This is a genomic window from Novosphingobium sp. NBM11, assembly GCF_015390225.1.
Classification (GTDB): domain Bacteria; phylum Pseudomonadota; class Alphaproteobacteria; order Sphingomonadales; family Sphingomonadaceae; genus Novosphingobium.
Genome location: NZ_VUOG01000001.1, coordinates 1,507,860 through 1,522,109, shown reverse-complemented (window position 1 = coordinate 1,522,109; position 14,250 = coordinate 1,507,860). Strand labels below are relative to the sequence as shown.

Genomic DNA, 14,250 nt, shown 5'->3' with positions numbered 1-14,250 from the left:
TTCTATAGAGCCGCCATGACGCTTCCCCGCCTTCCGCACCAGCGCGCGATCGTTGATCGGCGTACCCTGACCGACGCGGTGGCCGCCGCCGTGGCCGAGCATCGCGACAAGGCACGGCCCGTCGTGGTCGAACTGCTGCGCGATGCGCTGTCGCGCGGGCGGTCGGAGCTGATGCGGCGGCTGTCGGAAAAGCCGTCCGCCGGTTACGAATGCGCGCAGGGGCACGCCTTCCTGATCGACCAGCTGGTCCGCGTAATTTACGATCACGTCGTCGGCGACGTCTATCGCGCCAGCAACCGCAGCACGGGCGAACGGATCGCCGTGCTGGCGGTGGGCGGATACGGCCGGGGCGAAATGGCGCCGCATTCCGATGTCGACATCGCCTTTCTCACGCCGATCAAGCCGACGGCGTGGTGCGAACAGGTGATCGAGGCGATGCTCTATTTCCTGTGGGATCTGGGGCTGAAGGTTGGCCATTCCAGCCGTTCGCTGGACGAACTTGTGCGCATGGCGCGCAGCGATCTGACCATCCGCACCGCGCTGCTCGAAGGGCGCTACGTGTGGGGCGATCGCGAACTGTTCGAGGAAGGTTCGCGCCGCTTCTGGGCCGAGGTCGTTACTGGCACCGAACGGCAGTTCGTTTCCGAAAAGCTGGCCGAGCGCAACGAGCGGCACAAGCGGCTGGGTGACAGCCGCTACGTGGTCGAGCCGAACGTGAAGGAAGGCAAGGGCGGGCTGCGTGATCTTCACACGCTCTACTGGATCGGCAAATACATCCACAAGGTGCGCGATCCCAGCGAACTGGTCGACGTGGGTCTGCTTACCGCTGACGAATACCGCCAGTTCCGGCGCGCCGAGAACTTCTTCTGGGCGGTGCGCTGCCATCTCCACGCGCTGACGAACCGGGCCGAGGACCGGCTGACCTTCGATCTCCAGCGCGAGGTCGCCATGCACATGAACTTCGCCGACCGGCCGGGCAAGAGCGCGGTCGAACGGTTCATGCAGTTCTTCTTCCTGCAGGCCAAGCAAGTGGGGTCGCTGACTGGCGTGTTCCTGGCGCAGCTTGACGAACAGTTTGCCCGCCAGAAGCGCGGGTTCTTCGCGGCATTCCGGCGGCGGAAGAAAAAGGTGGGCGTGTTCACCATCGACGCCGGGCGCATCACGGTGACTGGCGACGATTTCTTCCGCAAGGAGCCGGTGCGGCTGCTGGAGATGTTCGCGCTCGCCGATCGCGAGGCGATGGAAATCCATCCGGAAGCGATGCGGCTGGCCCAGCGCGATGCCGGGTTGATCGATGCCCGCGTGCGCAAGGACCCGCGCGCCAATGCGCTGTTCCTCGACATCTTGACCAGTCGCAACGATCCCGAAACCGTGTTGCGCTGGATGAACGAGGCGGGTGTGTTCGGCCGCTTCGTGCCCGATTTCGGCCGTGTCGTGGCGCAGATGCAGTTCGACATGTACCACCACTACACGGTGGACGAGCATACGATCCGCGCGATCGGCCTGCTGGCGCGGATCGAGAAGGGCGAGGCGCGCGACGATCATCCGCTGGCCAGCGACGTGATCGCCAAGGTCGCGTCGCGCCGCGTGCTGTATGTCGCCACGCTGCTCCACGATATCGCCAAGGGGCGGCGCGGGGACCATTCGATCCTTGGCGCGGAAGTGGCGATGAAGCTGTGCCCGCGGCTCGGGCTGTCGGCGGCGGAAACCGAACTGGTCGCCTGGCTGGTTCGCCAGCATCTCCTGATGAGCGCCACCGCGTTCAAGCGCGATCTGGCGGACTACAAGACCATCGCCGATTTCGCCGGCACGGTTCAAAGCGTCGAGCGGCTGCGCCTGCTGCTGGTCCTGACGATCGTGGACATTCGCGCCGTCGGCCCTGGCATCTGGAACGGCTGGAAGCGGCAGCTGCTGGGCGACTTGTTCCTGGCGACGGAGGAAATGCTGCGGCTGGGCCACAAGCAGCACGGGCGCGCCGAACGGATCGCCGCGAAGAAGAAGGCGGTGGGCGAGATCCTGCGCGAGCGGGACAACCTGATCGGCACCGCCGGCCGCCAGCTGGGCGAAGCCTACTGGATCGCCGAGCCGGAGGACATCATCGCTCTCAACCTCCAGCAGCTCGACCGCGCGCACGGGCAGCCGCTATCGGTCGAGGCGCAATACTACCCGGCGCGCGGGGCGACGCTGGTCACGGTGATGGCAGCGGACCATCCGGGGCTGTTCTACCGCATCGCGGGCGGCATCCACCTGGCCGGCGGCAACATCATCGACGCGCGCATCCACACCGCGCGCAACGGTACGGCGGTCGACAACTTCCTGGTGCAGGACCCGCTTGGGCGTCCGTTCAGCGAAGAGGCGCAGATCGGGCGGCTCAAGGCCATGATCGGCGATGCTCTGGCAAACCGGGTCAAGCTGGTGCCGCAACTGGCGGCGCGCCCGCTGGCCCGCCCGCGCGCCGACGCGTTCGAGGTCCAGCCGATCGTGATCTTCGACAACAAGGCGTCCAACCGCTTCACCGTGATCGAGGTGGGCGCGCGCGATCGGCCCGCCCTGCTTAACCGCCTGGCGCGCGCGCTGTTCGAGGCGCGGCTGGTCGTCCATTCCGCGCATATCGCTACCTATGGCGAGCGCGCGGTCGATACGTTCTACGTCACTGATGTCCTGGGAGAGAAGGTGGCCGCCGAAAACAGGCTGAAAACGGTGGAGAAGCGCCTGCTGGAAGCGGCCGGCGAACACGAGATGAAGGCGGTCGCAGCCTGACGGGATGCGGGCGGGTTTCAGCCCGCGCGCGCCACGATCTGGCGGGCGATCAGCCAGCTTGCCGGGAACGCCAGAACGAAGCCGCCCAGCGCGGCGGCCAGGATCGGCCCCTTGGCAACATAACCTGCCGCCAGCGCGGCGGTGATTCCAGCCCCCATCAGGGTGGTGGCGATGACAGCGTGAAGCACAAGCATCAGGCGCAGCACGGCGCGTTCCTTCCTGGTCCGAACGGCCCCTTGGCCGGCATTCCGCCGAACCGGGCCATTGCGTTCAAAAGGGATCGCGACTCGGATTAATCAGTTTTGCCTAATATGGGTTGACCGGTATCAAATGCCCGACGATTCGTCCCGTTGTGCCGGTCGTCCAGCTGCGTCATGATGGGGTGCGGGAGGCTCGAAAGGATACGGTTTCACATGCCTGAAGCGCAGTACCTCGCCGGCCGGATCCTGCTGGCCATGCCGGGCATGGGCGATCCGCGTTTCGACCACGCGGTGATCGCGATGTGCGTGCACGACGAAAACGGTGCAATGGGCATCGGCATCGGCCAGCCCCGTGATGGCGTGACCCTGCACGGCCTTCTGGAAGACGTGGGCATCGATCCCGGTGTCGCGCCCGATGGGCCGGTGCTCCATGGCGGTCCGGTGGAACCATCGCGCGGGTTCGTCCTCCATTCGCGGGACTGGGGCGGGGCGGGCACGATCGACGTGCATCCGCTGTGCGGGCTTTCCGCTTCGCTCGACATCCTTCGGGCCATCGCGGAGGGGCGCGGGCCACGGCACTGGCTGATCGCGCTGGGCTATGCCGGCTGGGCGCCTGGCCAACTCGAAGGCGAGATGCGGCGGCACGGCTGGTTCGCGGCGGACGGCAGTTCGGATATCCTGTTCGATACGCCGGTCGGCGCGCGGTGGGCCGCGACCTGGCGCATCCACGGCATCGATCCCGCCTTGCTGGCGAGCGAAACGGGCAGCGCCTGACCCGCTGCGGCGTCAGGACGCGGGGCTGAGCCTTCCGATTGCTTCGACCTTGCCGATCAGCGGCAGCAGCGCCTTCATGTCCGGCCCGTGGTCCATGCCCGTGAGTGCTTGCCGCAGCGGCAGGAACAGGGCCTTGCCCTTGCGCCCGGTCGCGTCCTTGAGCGTCGCCGTCAATGCGCTCCAGGGGTCGGACGCCCAGTCGATCCCGGCGGCGACCGTCGCGGCCTGATCGAGGAAGGCCCGCGTCTCGGGGTCGGCCTCGGGGGCAGTGATCGGCCCGGTCACCACGCGCCACCAGTCGGCCGCTTCGCCGATATGGGCCAGGTTGGGGCGGATCGCTTCCCAGGCGACCTCGGTCATGCCTTCGGGCAGGAGATGGGCCACGCGCGCGAAGGGCAGGCGATGGACCACGGCGGCGTTGATGCGGTGCAGCTCGGCATCGTCGAACCGCGCCGGCGCGCGGCCGAACCGGGAAAGGTCGAACGCTGCGGCCAGAGCATCCGCATCCAGCGCCGGATCGATCGGGTCCGACGTTCCCAGGCGCGCCAGCATGGCGATCAGGGCTTCCGGCTCGATGCCTGCTTCGCGCAGATCGGCGACCCCCAGCGAGCCCAGCCGCTTGGAGAGCTTGCCTTCGGTGCCGGTCAGCAGCGCGGCGTGGGCGAAGCGCGGCGGCTCCGCCCCCAGCGCGCCGAACATCTGGATCTGCGTGGCGGTGTTGGAAACGTGGTCCTCGCCGCGCAACACGTCACTGATCCCCATGGCGGCATCGTCGATCGCGCTGGGCAGCATGTAGAGCCACGATCCGTCGGCGCGGCGCACCACCGGGTCGGACATCTGGCGCGGATCGAAGTGTTGCGGGCCGCGGATGCCGTCGTGCCATGCGATCGGCGTGTCGTGGTCCAGCAGGAAGCGCCAGTGCGGCTTTTCGCCCGCCGCCGCCCTGGCCGCGTGATCGGCTTCGGTCAGGTGCAGCGCGGCGCGATCGTAGATCGGCGGCAGACCGCGCCCGAGCAGGACCTTGCGCTTGAGATCGAGTTCCTGGGCGGTCTCGTAGCAGCGATAGAGCCGCCCGGCGGCGACCAGCCGGTCGAACGCGGCCTCGTAGATCGCAAAGCGCGCCGATTGGCGCTCCTCGCCTTCGGGATGGAGGCCCAGCCACGCCAGATCGGCGCGGATCGCTTCGACATGCTCCTCGCGGCTGCGCTCGGCATCGGTATCGTCGATGCGCAGCAGGAAGCGGCCACCGTGGCGCTTGGCGAGCAGCCAGTTGTGCAGCGCCGTGCGAATATTGCCGACATGGAGCCGCCCGGTGGGCGATGGCGCGAAGCGCGTGACGACAGGCGTGGAAAGGTTTGCGGACATGGGTGCCCTATAGCGCGTGTCGCGCCGCGCTCAATGCACCGGCGGATCGACGGCGGGCACGGCGCCGATCGGGGCCACCGGCGCGCCGGTCTCCCGCGGGGGCAGGGCGTCTTCGGGGATGTCGTCGATCTGCATGGCGCGCGTTGGCACGCGCTCCATATTTCGCACGCGCACGTCGATCCGGCCGTCCGCGATCGTCAGTTCGTTGAAGCTGACCGGAGTCGAGCGGATCCGCTGCGAAAGCGTGCCCGCGCCGATCATGCGGACCGGGCCGTTTGGGGTGGGGTGGATCAGGTCGAACGGATCGTGGACGTGGCCGGAAAGCACGGCCAGCACATCGCGCTTCGCCAGTTCCGCCAGCGCGCGCGATCCTCCCCGCGTCAGCGCCTTGCCGCGCGTGCCGGCCTCCACCAGCGGGTGATGTGCGGTAACGATGGCGCGGACGCCCACGGGAAGCGCGTCGATCGCCGCCAGCGTCTGCGCCAGCGCGCGCCGGGTCACACAGCCTTTCGACCAGTTGAGGCGCGGCTGCGCGCGTGCCGTGGTCTTGAGCGGGATGATCGCGATGCCGTTGACCGGAATCGCACGCTCGACCAGCGCCTCGATCCGGCGGAAGCGGCGATAGGGATCGGTGAAGCGTTCGAAGAGGTTGAAATAGGGCAGGTCGTGATTGCCCACCTCCACCGTCACGGCCGCATCGAGCGAGAGAATCCAGTCGCACGCGGCGGCGAATTCGCGGTGGCGCGCGCGCATCGTCAGGTCGCCGGTGATGGCCACCGCGTCCGGCCGTTCGCGCGCGATGCTTTCGCGCGCCCAGGCCAGCGCCTCCCGGTCCTCCAGCCCGAAATGGATGTCGCTGAGATGGAAGATCCGGATCGGGGCAGAGTTACTCATGCTGCCGGATGCTAGACAGGAAATTCACGTCGCAGTCCATGATTTCGAACGTCTCTTCGCGCGATCCGGTGCGGCGTTCGCCGTCGATCATCAGTTCGATCGGCTCGTCGGAGCGGCAGCGCACGCGATCGTGTTCGCCCAGCTTGTCGTGCGGGCCAGTGCGGAAATCCCGCCGCAGGATCGCGCCCGCTTGCTGCGCGATGCCGGCGATGTCCTGCGGGCCATAGGCATCGACAGCCATGCCCGCAGCGCCGGGGTGAAGGCGTATGGCGGGGTAGCCTTCCTCGCGCCCCGTTGCCGGCTCGACGATCGTCACGCCGGGGTCCGAGGCGCTGCGGCGAATCGCTTCGCCCAGCGATGTCGCGATGCCGCCCAGATCGCCGTCGCGGATTTCCTCGCGCACGTCGGCCCATACCGCGCCGGGGCCGGCCACGATCTCGCACAGGGCGTCACCTTGCGCGCAGCGGATCAGGCGGCGGCGTGTGGATGAGAGGCTGCCCTGTTCCAGCGCCGCAACCACGCCTTCGACAGACACGTCTTCGCCATGCAGCGCCTTGGCCATGAGGTTCTGCGTGCCGCCCGGCAAGACGAGCACGTCGCCTTGCCAGCCATAGAGCCGCGTGCACTGCGCGTTGACGGTGCCGTCCCCGGTGAACACCGCAAGCATGCCGATGCCTTCGCGGTCGAGATCGGCGCGCGCCGGCAGGGCATCGTCAGGAAAGCGCACGACGCGCGCCGGTTCTCTCCCGGTGGCGGCCAGTCTGGCCATCAGGTCGTCGAGCGCGTCGTCGCTGTTGCTGCCGCTGGCCGCGTTGGCGACCAGCCAGATTGGCGGGGTTCGGTCCATCGTTCGGGCAATGCGGCTGGGCGCGCGTGGTTCCCGGGCCGGTTCAGATACGGTCGCTCAGGATCAGCCACGCGGATAGGCCGTTGAGCGCGGTATAGCCGAGGTAGGCGACCGGCCCCCACGCAATGCCCTGCGCGGTCAGCAGCAGCCCGGCAAACAGCATCAGGAATTCCACCGCGAAGCTGAAGCGCCGGTGGAGGCCGTGATAGAACCAAGGCATTTTGCCCAGCAGCGGATGGCCGCTGTCCAGGACTGCCCGGTGCAGAGCGAAATTGCCGATGCCGAGCAGGAATGTGACGAGAATGGCCATTGTCGCGTAACGATAGAACTCTTCTTCCCGGTTGTCAGCAACATGGGACCCATGCGGTTCACCGGATCAGGACGGTCGTTCGTCGGACGCGGTCGCTTCTCGTCGGCGGGACTTCCTGCCTTGTCGATGACGGCGGGCGCGACGGGGTGGGGCGGCGTAGGACAACTTCAGCGACGGCGTTGCCCCCCATACCCCGATCTGCCGTCGCAGCCCCCCTTCCGGGATCGACCGCCAAACGGTTCCGGGCACCAGATTGAGGACCAGACCATGACCGCTCTCACCAAGACCGCTTTCGCCACTGCCCTTTTCGGCCTGACCATCGCCGCGCAGCCCGCCTTTGCCCAGGAAACCCGCGCGGTGGACTATGCCGATCTCGACCTTTCCACGCCGCACGGACAGTCCGCGTTCGACGCCCGCCTGCGTAGCGCGGCCCGCGGTGTCTGCGGCATCGGCACCGATCGCGCTTCTCTGAACGAGCAGGTGTCCGAACGGACTTGCTATAACAGCGCGCTGAACAATGCGCGGGCGAAATTCGCCTCGATCAAGCGCGGACCGGTCCACAGCCGGTAATCTGCACCCCGGGGCGGACCTCAGCCCCCCGCTCCCGGGTTCTTTTTGCAGATAGTCTGCGAGGCTTGCTACCCGACGATGCGGACCGGAGATGTTCCGGCAGCAACGCCGCCCGCTTCTTCCGCTTCCACATCCGCCAGATCACGCCAGGTGAGGTCGCTGTGCTTCAACTGGCGATCGTCGTGCGCGCGGATCGTGATCGGCGCGATGGGCCTGCCGTCGCGCGCGTCGCACAGCACCGGATTGGCGGCGACGCCGAGTTGCCATTTCTCGCCCCACTGGCGCAATGCCAGCATGGCCGGCAACAGATCGAATCCCTTTTCCGTCAACCGGTATTCGATGCGGCGGCGATCGTCGGCGCAATGCTCGCGCTTGAGAATGCCCGCTTCGACCAGCCTTGACAGGCGGTTCGAAAGGATGTTCCGGGCGATCCCAAGCTCGTCGAGGAAATCCTCGAAGTGCCGGACGCCGTTCAGGGCGGCGCGCAGGATCATGAACGACCAGCGCTCGCCCATGGCTTCCAGCGCCACGGGAAGGCCACACTGTCCGATCTCGGCAAGGGGTTCGTGAAGTTTGTGCATGTCGTCGCGCTTGTACCCCATATCGTCGGCCTATTTAAGTTTTTAGTTGCAACTTAAAACCTATCGATATAGGAAACGATTCGCAATGGAAATCGACCCTCTCCAAGGACCCCATGATTTCCTTGCCGTGAAAAAGGGGAAGAATCATGACTGCACTTCGCCATGGCGCGTTGCGCCAGCTTGCGCCTGCCGTTCTCGCGCTGGTCGGAACGGTCGCCGGTTTCACCGCAACCGCCACGCCTTCGCACGCAGCGGGCGGCTACTATTCCGTTACCCTGGCAACGGCTCTCGATGCGCCCAAGCGCCTGATCGAACACGGCGTTGCCTGGTCCTGCACCGGATCGGAATGCTCGGGCGCGCGCGACACCTCGCGCCCCGCAATGGTCTGCGCGCGCATTTCCCAGAAGGTTGGCACGATCGCCCGCTTCGCCACGCCGGACGGCGAGCTTTCCGCCGAGGAACTTGCCCGTTGCAACGGCGGGAAGGCCTGATTCCGGCCTGAAGGATCGATCCGGGCCTTAACAAGCGCCCGGCCGATCCGATCTTTTCTCCAGCGCGTGTCCTCCCGCTACCCTGCCGGACACGCCAAACCTGACAGGGCCGCGAGCGTCATGCTCGCGGCTTCTTTTTTGCGCACGCCGCGCCTATAGCCTGACCATGCGCATTCCCGCCGCGCTTGCCGCGCTTTCGTTGCTTGTTCCATCTGCCCTGCCGGCATCCCCGGCCGTGGCGGCGGATGCGGTTACGGCCGACCGCGTGACGCCGGAACACCGCGCCGCGCTGCAATGCGCCGCCGTCTTCGCGATCGTTGCGTCCGAGCAGGCCAACGGAGCGCCTGCCGCGCTCGCGTTCCCGCCGCTGGCCGTGCGGGGGAAGCGCTATTTCGTCGAGGTGAGCACGCGGGTAGTCGCCGAAGCCGGCCTGACGCGCGAACAGGTGCGTGATCTGATCGTGGCCGATGTCGGCACCTTGCAGAAAGGCGCCAGTGCCGATCCGGCGGATGCCGCGCTGGCCACGCAGATGGGCGCCTGTCTTCCGCTGCTGGACAAGACCGTTCCGCCGCTGCGCGCGCCTGACCTTCTGCAATGCACCGCGATCCTCTCTCTCGCCTTCGAGGAAATTCATGGGCGCGAGGGAATGACGCCGGCGGCGCAGGACATGAAGACGCTGGCCTCGGTGTTGACCGCGCGCGAGCGTGAAGCGCTGATCGCCGCGGGCAGGAGTGGCGACCAGGCCGACCAGGCGATCGCCGAGGCGCACGACGCCATGCTCAAGGAAGCGTTCGACGAGGGCGGGGGTGTCGAAAAGTATGACATCGCCCACTGTTACGACCTCGCGAAGCCGGATCAGAAATCGCACTATTGATCAGGTTCCATCGCGCTTCGTTGGCCGGAGCGGTTTGTGCTTGGCTGGAATGCGCCGTGCGCTAGACTCCGGTATCGAAGTGATGGGGGTGGCGATGGAAGGCGTTCTCGTTCTGCTGGCGGTGCTCGTTGCCGTCTATTTCTTCACCGGCGTCCGCGTCGTGCGCCAAGGCTATGTCTATACCATCGAGCGGCTGGGCAAGTTCACCCTGGCGGCCACGCCCGGCCTGCATTTCATCATGCCGTTCGTCGATCGCGTCGGGCGCAAGGTCAACATGATGGAGCAGGTGCTCGACATCCCCGGCCAGGAGATCATCACCCGCGACAACGCCATGGTCGGCGTGGACGCCATCGTGTTCTTCCAGGTGCTGGACGCGGGCAAGGCGGCCTACGAGGTATCGGACCTCTTCGTCGCGATCATGCAACTCACTACCACCAACTTGCGCACGGTGATGGGTTCGATGGACCTGGACGAGACGCTGTCCAAGCGCGACGAGATCAACGCCCGCCTGCTGGCCGTGGTCGATCACGCCACCTCGCCCTGGGGCCTCAAGATCACCCGCGTGGAGATCAAGGACATCCGTCCGCCGGCCGACATTTCCAACGCCATGGCGCGCCAGATGAAGGCCGAGCGCGAGAAGCGCGCGCAGATTCTCGAGGCCGAGGGGCTGAAAAGCGCGGAAATCCTGCGCGCCGAAGGGCAGAAGCAGGCGCAGATCCTCGAAGCCGAAGGGCGGCGCGAAGCGGCCTATCGCGATGCCGAGGCGCGCGAACGCGCGGCCGAGGCGGAGGCACGGGCCACGCAGGTCGTGTCCGAGGCGATCGCGTCTTCGGGCACGCAGGCGCTCAACTATTTCGTGGCGCAGAAATATGTGGAGGCGGTGCAGCAGTTCGCGGTTTCGCCTAACGCCAAGACCATCCTGTTCCCCGTGGAGGCGACGCAACTGATTGGCTCGCTGGGCGGGATCGGGGAACTGATCGGTGACGCGATCAAGCCTCCGGCCAACCCCGCACCGGCGGACAAGGCGGGGGCGGACAAATCGGGGATGGGCCGTGCTTGACGCGCTGGCGCCGCACTGGGGCTGGCTGGCGCTGGGAGTCGCGCTGGCCATCGCGGAACTCGTCGCCCCGGGGTATTTCCTGATCTGGCTGGCAGCGGCGGCCCTGCTCACGGGCTTCGTGGCGGCGGCGCTGCCGGTGGCGCTGGCCGCGCAGGTTGTGCTGTTCGCCGTGCTGGCGGGCTGTGTGCTGTTTGCGGCGCGGCGCTGGCTGGCCCGTAATCCGGTGGTTTCGGCCGATCCCCTGCTCAACGATCGGGGCGGGCGGCTGATCGGCCAGAGCGTCACCGTCGTCCAGGCGATCGACGGCGGCGGCGGACGCGTCCGTCAGGGCGATACCGAATGGCTGGTGCGCGGCCCGGATGCGCCGGTCGGCGCGAGGATGCGCGTGGCCGGGCACGATGGCGCGGTGCTCATTGTAGAGTTTCCCGACTGACCCCATATGCGCGGCAAAGGAGATCCCCATGGCCGACAAGCTGAACCTCACCGAAGCCGAATGGCGCGAAAGGCTGACGCCGGAGCAGTACGCGATCCTGCGGCAGGCGGGCACCGAGCGCGCCTTCACCGGCAAGTACGAAAAGAACAAGGCGGCGGGCGACTATGTCTGCGCCGGCTGCGGCGCGCCGCTGTTCGATGCCGCCACCAAGTATGACAGCGGCTCCGGCTGGCCGAGCTTCTATGCGCCGATGGAGGCAGAGGCGGTGGACGAACACCGCGATGTCACGCACGGCATGGTCCGCACCGAAGTGCGCTGCGCGCGCTGCGACGGGCACTTGGGCCACGTGTTCCCCGATGGCCCCGCGCCCACCGGCCTGCGCTATTGCATCAACAGCGCCTCGCTGGATTTTTCGCCCGAGGACTGATCGCCCTGACGTCTGATCGCACGTCTGGTCCGCCTTCGGGCCGGCCGGACGTGGCCTTTTCCCCGCGCGGGAAAACTTCCGATTAACCCTGCGTTACAAATAGCCTATGCAAAGGGCGGTTCGCGTTGGGGGCCATCCATGCCGGATGCCGTGTTGCTCCCGCCAGCATGGTTCGCAGTAGACGGAAAGGTCCGGTAGAAGACTGATGGCCAGACGGGATATTCCACGCAGCCCGGATTCGGGCGGCTCTTCCCGCGCGCCGAAGAAGCCATCGGCCTTCCGCCGTTGGATACGGCGCATTTTCGTCTGGGGCGGCGGCCTTGCGCTCCTCGCGGTGATCGGCGCGGCGGTGGCGGTGTTCGTCACCGCGCGTTCGCTGCCGAGCTACGAGAAGCTGAAGTCCAGCCAGGCCGGCCAGATGATCGTGGTACGCGCCAACGACGGGTCGGAAATCGTCACCCTGGGGCCAAGCTACGGCCGGTGGATTCCCTACGATCGCATCCCGCGCGTGATGCGCGATGCGATGGTTTCGGTGGAAGACCGGCGTTATCGCGAACACTGGGGCGTGGACCCGCTGGGCATTGCCCGTTCGCTGATGGTCCGCGTCGAAAGCGGGCGCTGGCGGCAGGGCGGCTCCACGATCACGCAGCAGCTTGCCCGCAACATCTTCCTCAACAACAGCCGCACCTTCGACCGCAAGCTGCGCGAGGCGGTGCTGGCGCTGGCGCTGGAGCAGAAGTTCTCCAAGGACCAGATCCTCGAACTCTATCTCAACAAGGTCTATTTCGGTGGCGGTGCCTATGGCGTCGATTCCGCCGCGCGCAAGTTCTTCGGCCATTCGGGCGAGCGCCTGTCGCTGGCCGAGGCATCGATCATCGCCGGGCTGGTGAAAGCGCCTTCGCACTATTCGCCGACTGCCGATGCCGAGGCCGCCGTCGGGCGCGCCAAGGTCGTGCTCGACGTGATGCAGCGCAACGGCACGATCACGCCCGCCGACGCCGCGGCGGTCAATTTCAAGGACGTGAAGCTGGCGGGTGAGGAGGGGCAGAATTCCGCGCGCTACTTCACGGACTGGGTTCTGCCGCAACTGGACCTGATCCTGCCGGAAAACGACCAGCCGATCGAGGTCTGGACCACGCTTGACCCCGTCATGCAGCGCGCCGCGACCAGCGCGATCCAGGGCTATGCTCCCAAGGGCGCACAAGGCGCGATGGTCAGCGTGGACCGCGATGGCGCGGTGCTGGCGATGGTGGGCGGTACGGATTACGTGACGTCCAACTACAACCGCGCCACCAACGCCGTGCGCCAGCCCGGCTCGGCGTGGAAGCTGTTCGTCTATCTCGCCGCGCTCGAGGCTGGCTACACGCCGGATTCGCGCGTGGTCGATGCGCCGGTCACGATCGACGGGTGGTCGCCGCGCAATTCGGGCGGCACTTACGCCGGCGAAATCGATGTGCGCACCGCCTTCGCCTATTCCAAGAACACCGTGGCCGCGCAGCTCGGCAACGAGGTAGGCTTCGGCGCGGTGGCCAACATGGCCCGCCGCTTCGGCATCACCACGCCGATCAACACGTTGCCCTCGATGGTGCTGGGCACGTCCGACGTGCGCGTGATCGACATGGTGCGCGCCTTCGCCGCGGTGCAGAACAAGGGCGCGTCGGTCACGCCCTATGGCATTCGCAAGATCACCACCACGGACGGCGAGGTGGTCTATAGCCACCGCCCTGATGCGTCGCAGCAGCTTGTGCCCACGTATGTCGCGGCGGGCATCACCGATCTGCTGCAGACCGCGGTCAGCATCGGCACGGGCCGCGCCGCGCAGATCGGCCGGCCGGTGGCAGGCAAGACCGGAACGACCAGCTCGAACAAGGATGGCTGGTTCCTCGGCTTTTCCAGCGGCATCACCACCGGCGTATGGATGGGGCGCGACGATGCCCACGCGGTGCCGGGATTGCAGGGCGGCACCGCGCCGGCGCGCGCGTTCGCGGCCTACATGAAAGTCGCCACCGCCAAGCGCCCGGCGGAGAAGTTCGATACCGAACTCAAGCTGCCGCAATGGCAGCTCGAACCCGACGACGAGGCGCTGCTCAACAATTCCGACAACTACTTCTACGTGGATGAGAACGGCAATCTGGTCGACCAGGGCGGGCAGGCCCCGGCAGGCGGCGCACCGGGTGGGCCGGGGAACGGTCCAGCAGGCGGCGCGCCGGGTATCGGCAGCAACACGCCCCCGGGGGCGCAGCGCGAACGCCAGCCGACCTACCGCGATGGCAACGGCGCCGATGGCAGCGGCCCGGCGGCTGCGAACGACGATTTCCTCGACCGCGCGATCGGGCGGGGCCGGAACGACGCCAACGGCCAGGCCGCACCGCGCCCCCGGCCGACCGGCGGCACCCGCGCCACCGTTGGCGGAGGGCAGGGCAACCCCTGATCGTTTGCTTGCGCTCGGTCGGGAAGGCTGGTTCCATCAGATGCAAACGCGGAGCGCGGAAAGCCCACCCCGCTGCGACTAGCGCCGCCTGCGGCGACGCAAGTCTCGCTCCCCTCCCGCTTGCGGGAGGGGCCGCCCCTTCTTCTCCCCTCCCGCTGGCGGGAGGGGCCGGGGGTGGGCAGCCACCCACCTTCCAACCGCCAACAAAAAAGGAGGGCGGTAAGGCCCTCCTT

The 14,250-nt window shown here is 67.2% G+C and carries 15 protein-coding genes; 9 read left to right on the top strand and 6 right to left on the bottom strand.

The window, feature by feature from the left end; all coding sequences use genetic code 11:
* The first annotated feature begins 15 nt into the window (after nucleotides 1-15).
* Nucleotides 16-2,760 carry a [protein-PII] uridylyltransferase gene (locus F1640_RS07275; RefSeq protein WP_124810005.1) on the top strand — a complete coding sequence of 915 codons (2,745 nt, stop codon included), beginning with the start codon at nucleotides 16-18 and terminating at the stop codon, nucleotides 2,758-2,760.
* 17 nt (nucleotides 2,761-2,777) lie between these two features.
* On the opposite strand, the gene F1640_RS07270 is transcribed toward F1640_RS07275, so the two are convergent.
* Nucleotides 2,778-2,966: a hypothetical protein gene (locus F1640_RS07270; protein ID WP_124810006.1), complete on the bottom strand. Its 189-nt coding sequence runs from the start codon at nucleotides 2,964-2,966 to the stop codon at nucleotides 2,778-2,780.
* 207 nt (nucleotides 2,967-3,173) lie between these two features.
* Here F1640_RS07270 and F1640_RS07265 point away from each other — a divergent pair, with 207 nt between their 5' ends.
* Nucleotides 3,174-3,734 carry a YqgE/AlgH family protein gene (locus F1640_RS07265; protein ID WP_124810007.1) on the top strand — a complete coding sequence of 187 codons (561 nt, stop codon included), beginning with the start codon at nucleotides 3,174-3,176 and terminating at the stop codon, nucleotides 3,732-3,734.
* A gap of 12 nt (nucleotides 3,735-3,746) precedes the next feature.
* Here F1640_RS07265 and gltX read toward each other — a convergent pair whose 3' ends face one another.
* The 4 genes from gltX to F1640_RS07245 are packed head-to-tail and all read right to left on the bottom strand — an operon-like array spanning nucleotide 3,747 to nucleotide 7,150.
* Nucleotides 3,747-5,099, bottom strand: a complete 1,353-nt coding sequence (gene gltX, locus F1640_RS07260; protein WP_194918487.1) for a glutamate--tRNA ligase — start codon at nucleotides 5,097-5,099, stop codon at nucleotides 3,747-3,749.
* Between the two features lie 30 nt (nucleotides 5,100-5,129).
* Nucleotides 5,130-5,993, bottom strand: a complete 864-nt coding sequence (locus tag F1640_RS07255) for a metallophosphoesterase (RefSeq protein WP_194918485.1) — start codon at nucleotides 5,991-5,993, stop codon at nucleotides 5,130-5,132.
* Complete coding sequence (locus F1640_RS07250) at nucleotides 5,986-6,840, bottom strand: diacylglycerol kinase family protein (protein WP_194918482.1); 855 nt, start codon at nucleotides 6,838-6,840, stop codon at nucleotides 5,986-5,988. Before F1640_RS07250 ends, F1640_RS07255 begins: the two co-directional genes overlap by 8 nt.
* Before the next feature lie 43 nt (nucleotides 6,841-6,883).
* On the bottom strand, nucleotides 6,884-7,150 hold the full coding sequence (locus F1640_RS07245) for a hypothetical protein (RefSeq protein WP_125953906.1): 267 nt from the start codon (nucleotides 7,148-7,150) through the stop codon (nucleotides 6,884-6,886).
* Between the two features lie 267 nt (nucleotides 7,151-7,417).
* On the opposite strand from F1640_RS07245, the gene F1640_RS07240 reads away from it, so the two are divergent.
* Complete coding sequence (locus F1640_RS07240; protein WP_158453910.1) at nucleotides 7,418-7,720, top strand: UrcA family protein; 303 nt, start codon at nucleotides 7,418-7,420, stop codon at nucleotides 7,718-7,720.
* A 68-nt stretch (nucleotides 7,721-7,788) separates the two neighbouring features.
* Here F1640_RS07240 and F1640_RS07235 read toward each other — a convergent pair whose 3' ends face one another.
* Nucleotides 7,789-8,301: a helix-turn-helix domain-containing protein gene (locus tag F1640_RS07235; RefSeq protein ID WP_194921248.1), complete on the bottom strand. Its 513-nt coding sequence runs from the start codon at nucleotides 8,299-8,301 to the stop codon at nucleotides 7,789-7,791.
* 146 nt (nucleotides 8,302-8,447) lie between these two features.
* Here F1640_RS07235 and F1640_RS07230 point away from each other — a divergent pair, with 146 nt between their 5' ends.
* From F1640_RS07230 to F1640_RS07205, 6 genes are all read left to right on the top strand, one after another.
* The gene (locus tag F1640_RS07230) at nucleotides 8,448-8,792 is read left to right on the top strand and encodes a hypothetical protein (protein ID WP_233497360.1); all 345 of its coding nucleotides are present in this window, start codon (nucleotides 8,448-8,450) and stop codon (nucleotides 8,790-8,792) included.
* Nucleotides 8,793-8,958: 166 nt separating this feature from the next.
* Complete coding sequence (locus F1640_RS07225; protein WP_194918480.1) at nucleotides 8,959-9,666, top strand: hypothetical protein; 708 nt, start codon at nucleotides 8,959-8,961, stop codon at nucleotides 9,664-9,666.
* A gap of 94 nt (nucleotides 9,667-9,760) precedes the next feature.
* Complete coding sequence (locus F1640_RS07220) at nucleotides 9,761-10,726, top strand: SPFH domain-containing protein (protein ID WP_194921247.1); 966 nt, start codon at nucleotides 9,761-9,763, stop codon at nucleotides 10,724-10,726.
* A complete protein-coding gene (locus F1640_RS07215) occupies nucleotides 10,719-11,159 on the top strand; it encodes an NfeD family protein (protein ID WP_124810015.1) in 441 nt (146 codons plus the stop codon). The genes F1640_RS07220 and F1640_RS07215 overlap by 8 nt, the downstream gene beginning before the upstream one ends.
* A gap of 28 nt (nucleotides 11,160-11,187) precedes the next feature.
* Nucleotides 11,188-11,586 (top strand): peptide-methionine (R)-S-oxide reductase MsrB, encoded by a 399-nt coding sequence (gene msrB / locus F1640_RS07210; RefSeq protein WP_124810016.1) that lies wholly within the window; start codon nucleotides 11,188-11,190, stop codon nucleotides 11,584-11,586.
* A gap of 205 nt (nucleotides 11,587-11,791) precedes the next feature.
* Entirely contained in the window at nucleotides 11,792-14,017 is a 2,226-nt protein-coding gene (locus F1640_RS07205) for a transglycosylase domain-containing protein (protein ID WP_194918478.1), read from the top strand.
* Nucleotides 14,018-14,250 lie beyond the last annotated feature (233 nt).

Bases quoted from the DNA above. Each gene is read 5' to 3' on its own strand.
- F1640_RS07255 (WP_194918485.1), bottom strand. From the start codon at position 5,993: ATGAGTAACTCTGCCCCGATCCGGATCTTCCATCTCAGCGACATCCAT.
- F1640_RS07265 (WP_124810007.1), top strand. From the start codon at position 3,174: ATGCCTGAAGCGCAGTACCTCGCCGGCCGGATCCTGCTGGCCATGCCG.
- F1640_RS07275 (WP_124810005.1), top strand. From the start codon at position 16: ATGACGCTTCCCCGCCTTCCGCACCAGCGCGCGATCGTTGATCGGCGT.
- F1640_RS07240 (WP_158453910.1), top strand. From the start codon at position 7,418: ATGACCGCTCTCACCAAGACCGCTTTCGCCACTGCCCTTTTCGGCCTG.
- msrB (WP_124810016.1), top strand. From the start codon at position 11,188: ATGGCCGACAAGCTGAACCTCACCGAAGCCGAATGGCGCGAAAGGCTG.
- F1640_RS07205 (WP_194918478.1), top strand. From the start codon at position 11,792: ATGGCCAGACGGGATATTCCACGCAGCCCGGATTCGGGCGGCTCTTCC.
- F1640_RS07245 (WP_125953906.1), bottom strand. From the start codon at position 7,150: ATGGCCATTCTCGTCACATTCCTGCTCGGCATCGGCAATTTCGCTCTG.
- gltX (WP_194918487.1), bottom strand. From the start codon at position 5,099: ATGTCCGCAAACCTTTCCACGCCTGTCGTCACGCGCTTCGCGCCATCG.
- F1640_RS07235 (WP_194921248.1), bottom strand. From the start codon at position 8,301: ATGCACAAACTTCACGAACCCCTTGCCGAGATCGGACAGTGTGGCCTT.
- F1640_RS07230 (WP_233497360.1), top strand. From the start codon at position 8,448: ATGACTGCACTTCGCCATGGCGCGTTGCGCCAGCTTGCGCCTGCCGTT.
- F1640_RS07225 (WP_194918480.1), top strand. From the start codon at position 8,959: ATGCGCATTCCCGCCGCGCTTGCCGCGCTTTCGTTGCTTGTTCCATCT.
- F1640_RS07250 (WP_194918482.1), bottom strand. From the start codon at position 6,840: ATGGACCGAACCCCGCCAATCTGGCTGGTCGCCAACGCGGCCAGCGGC.
- F1640_RS07220 (WP_194921247.1), top strand. From the start codon at position 9,761: ATGGAAGGCGTTCTCGTTCTGCTGGCGGTGCTCGTTGCCGTCTATTTC.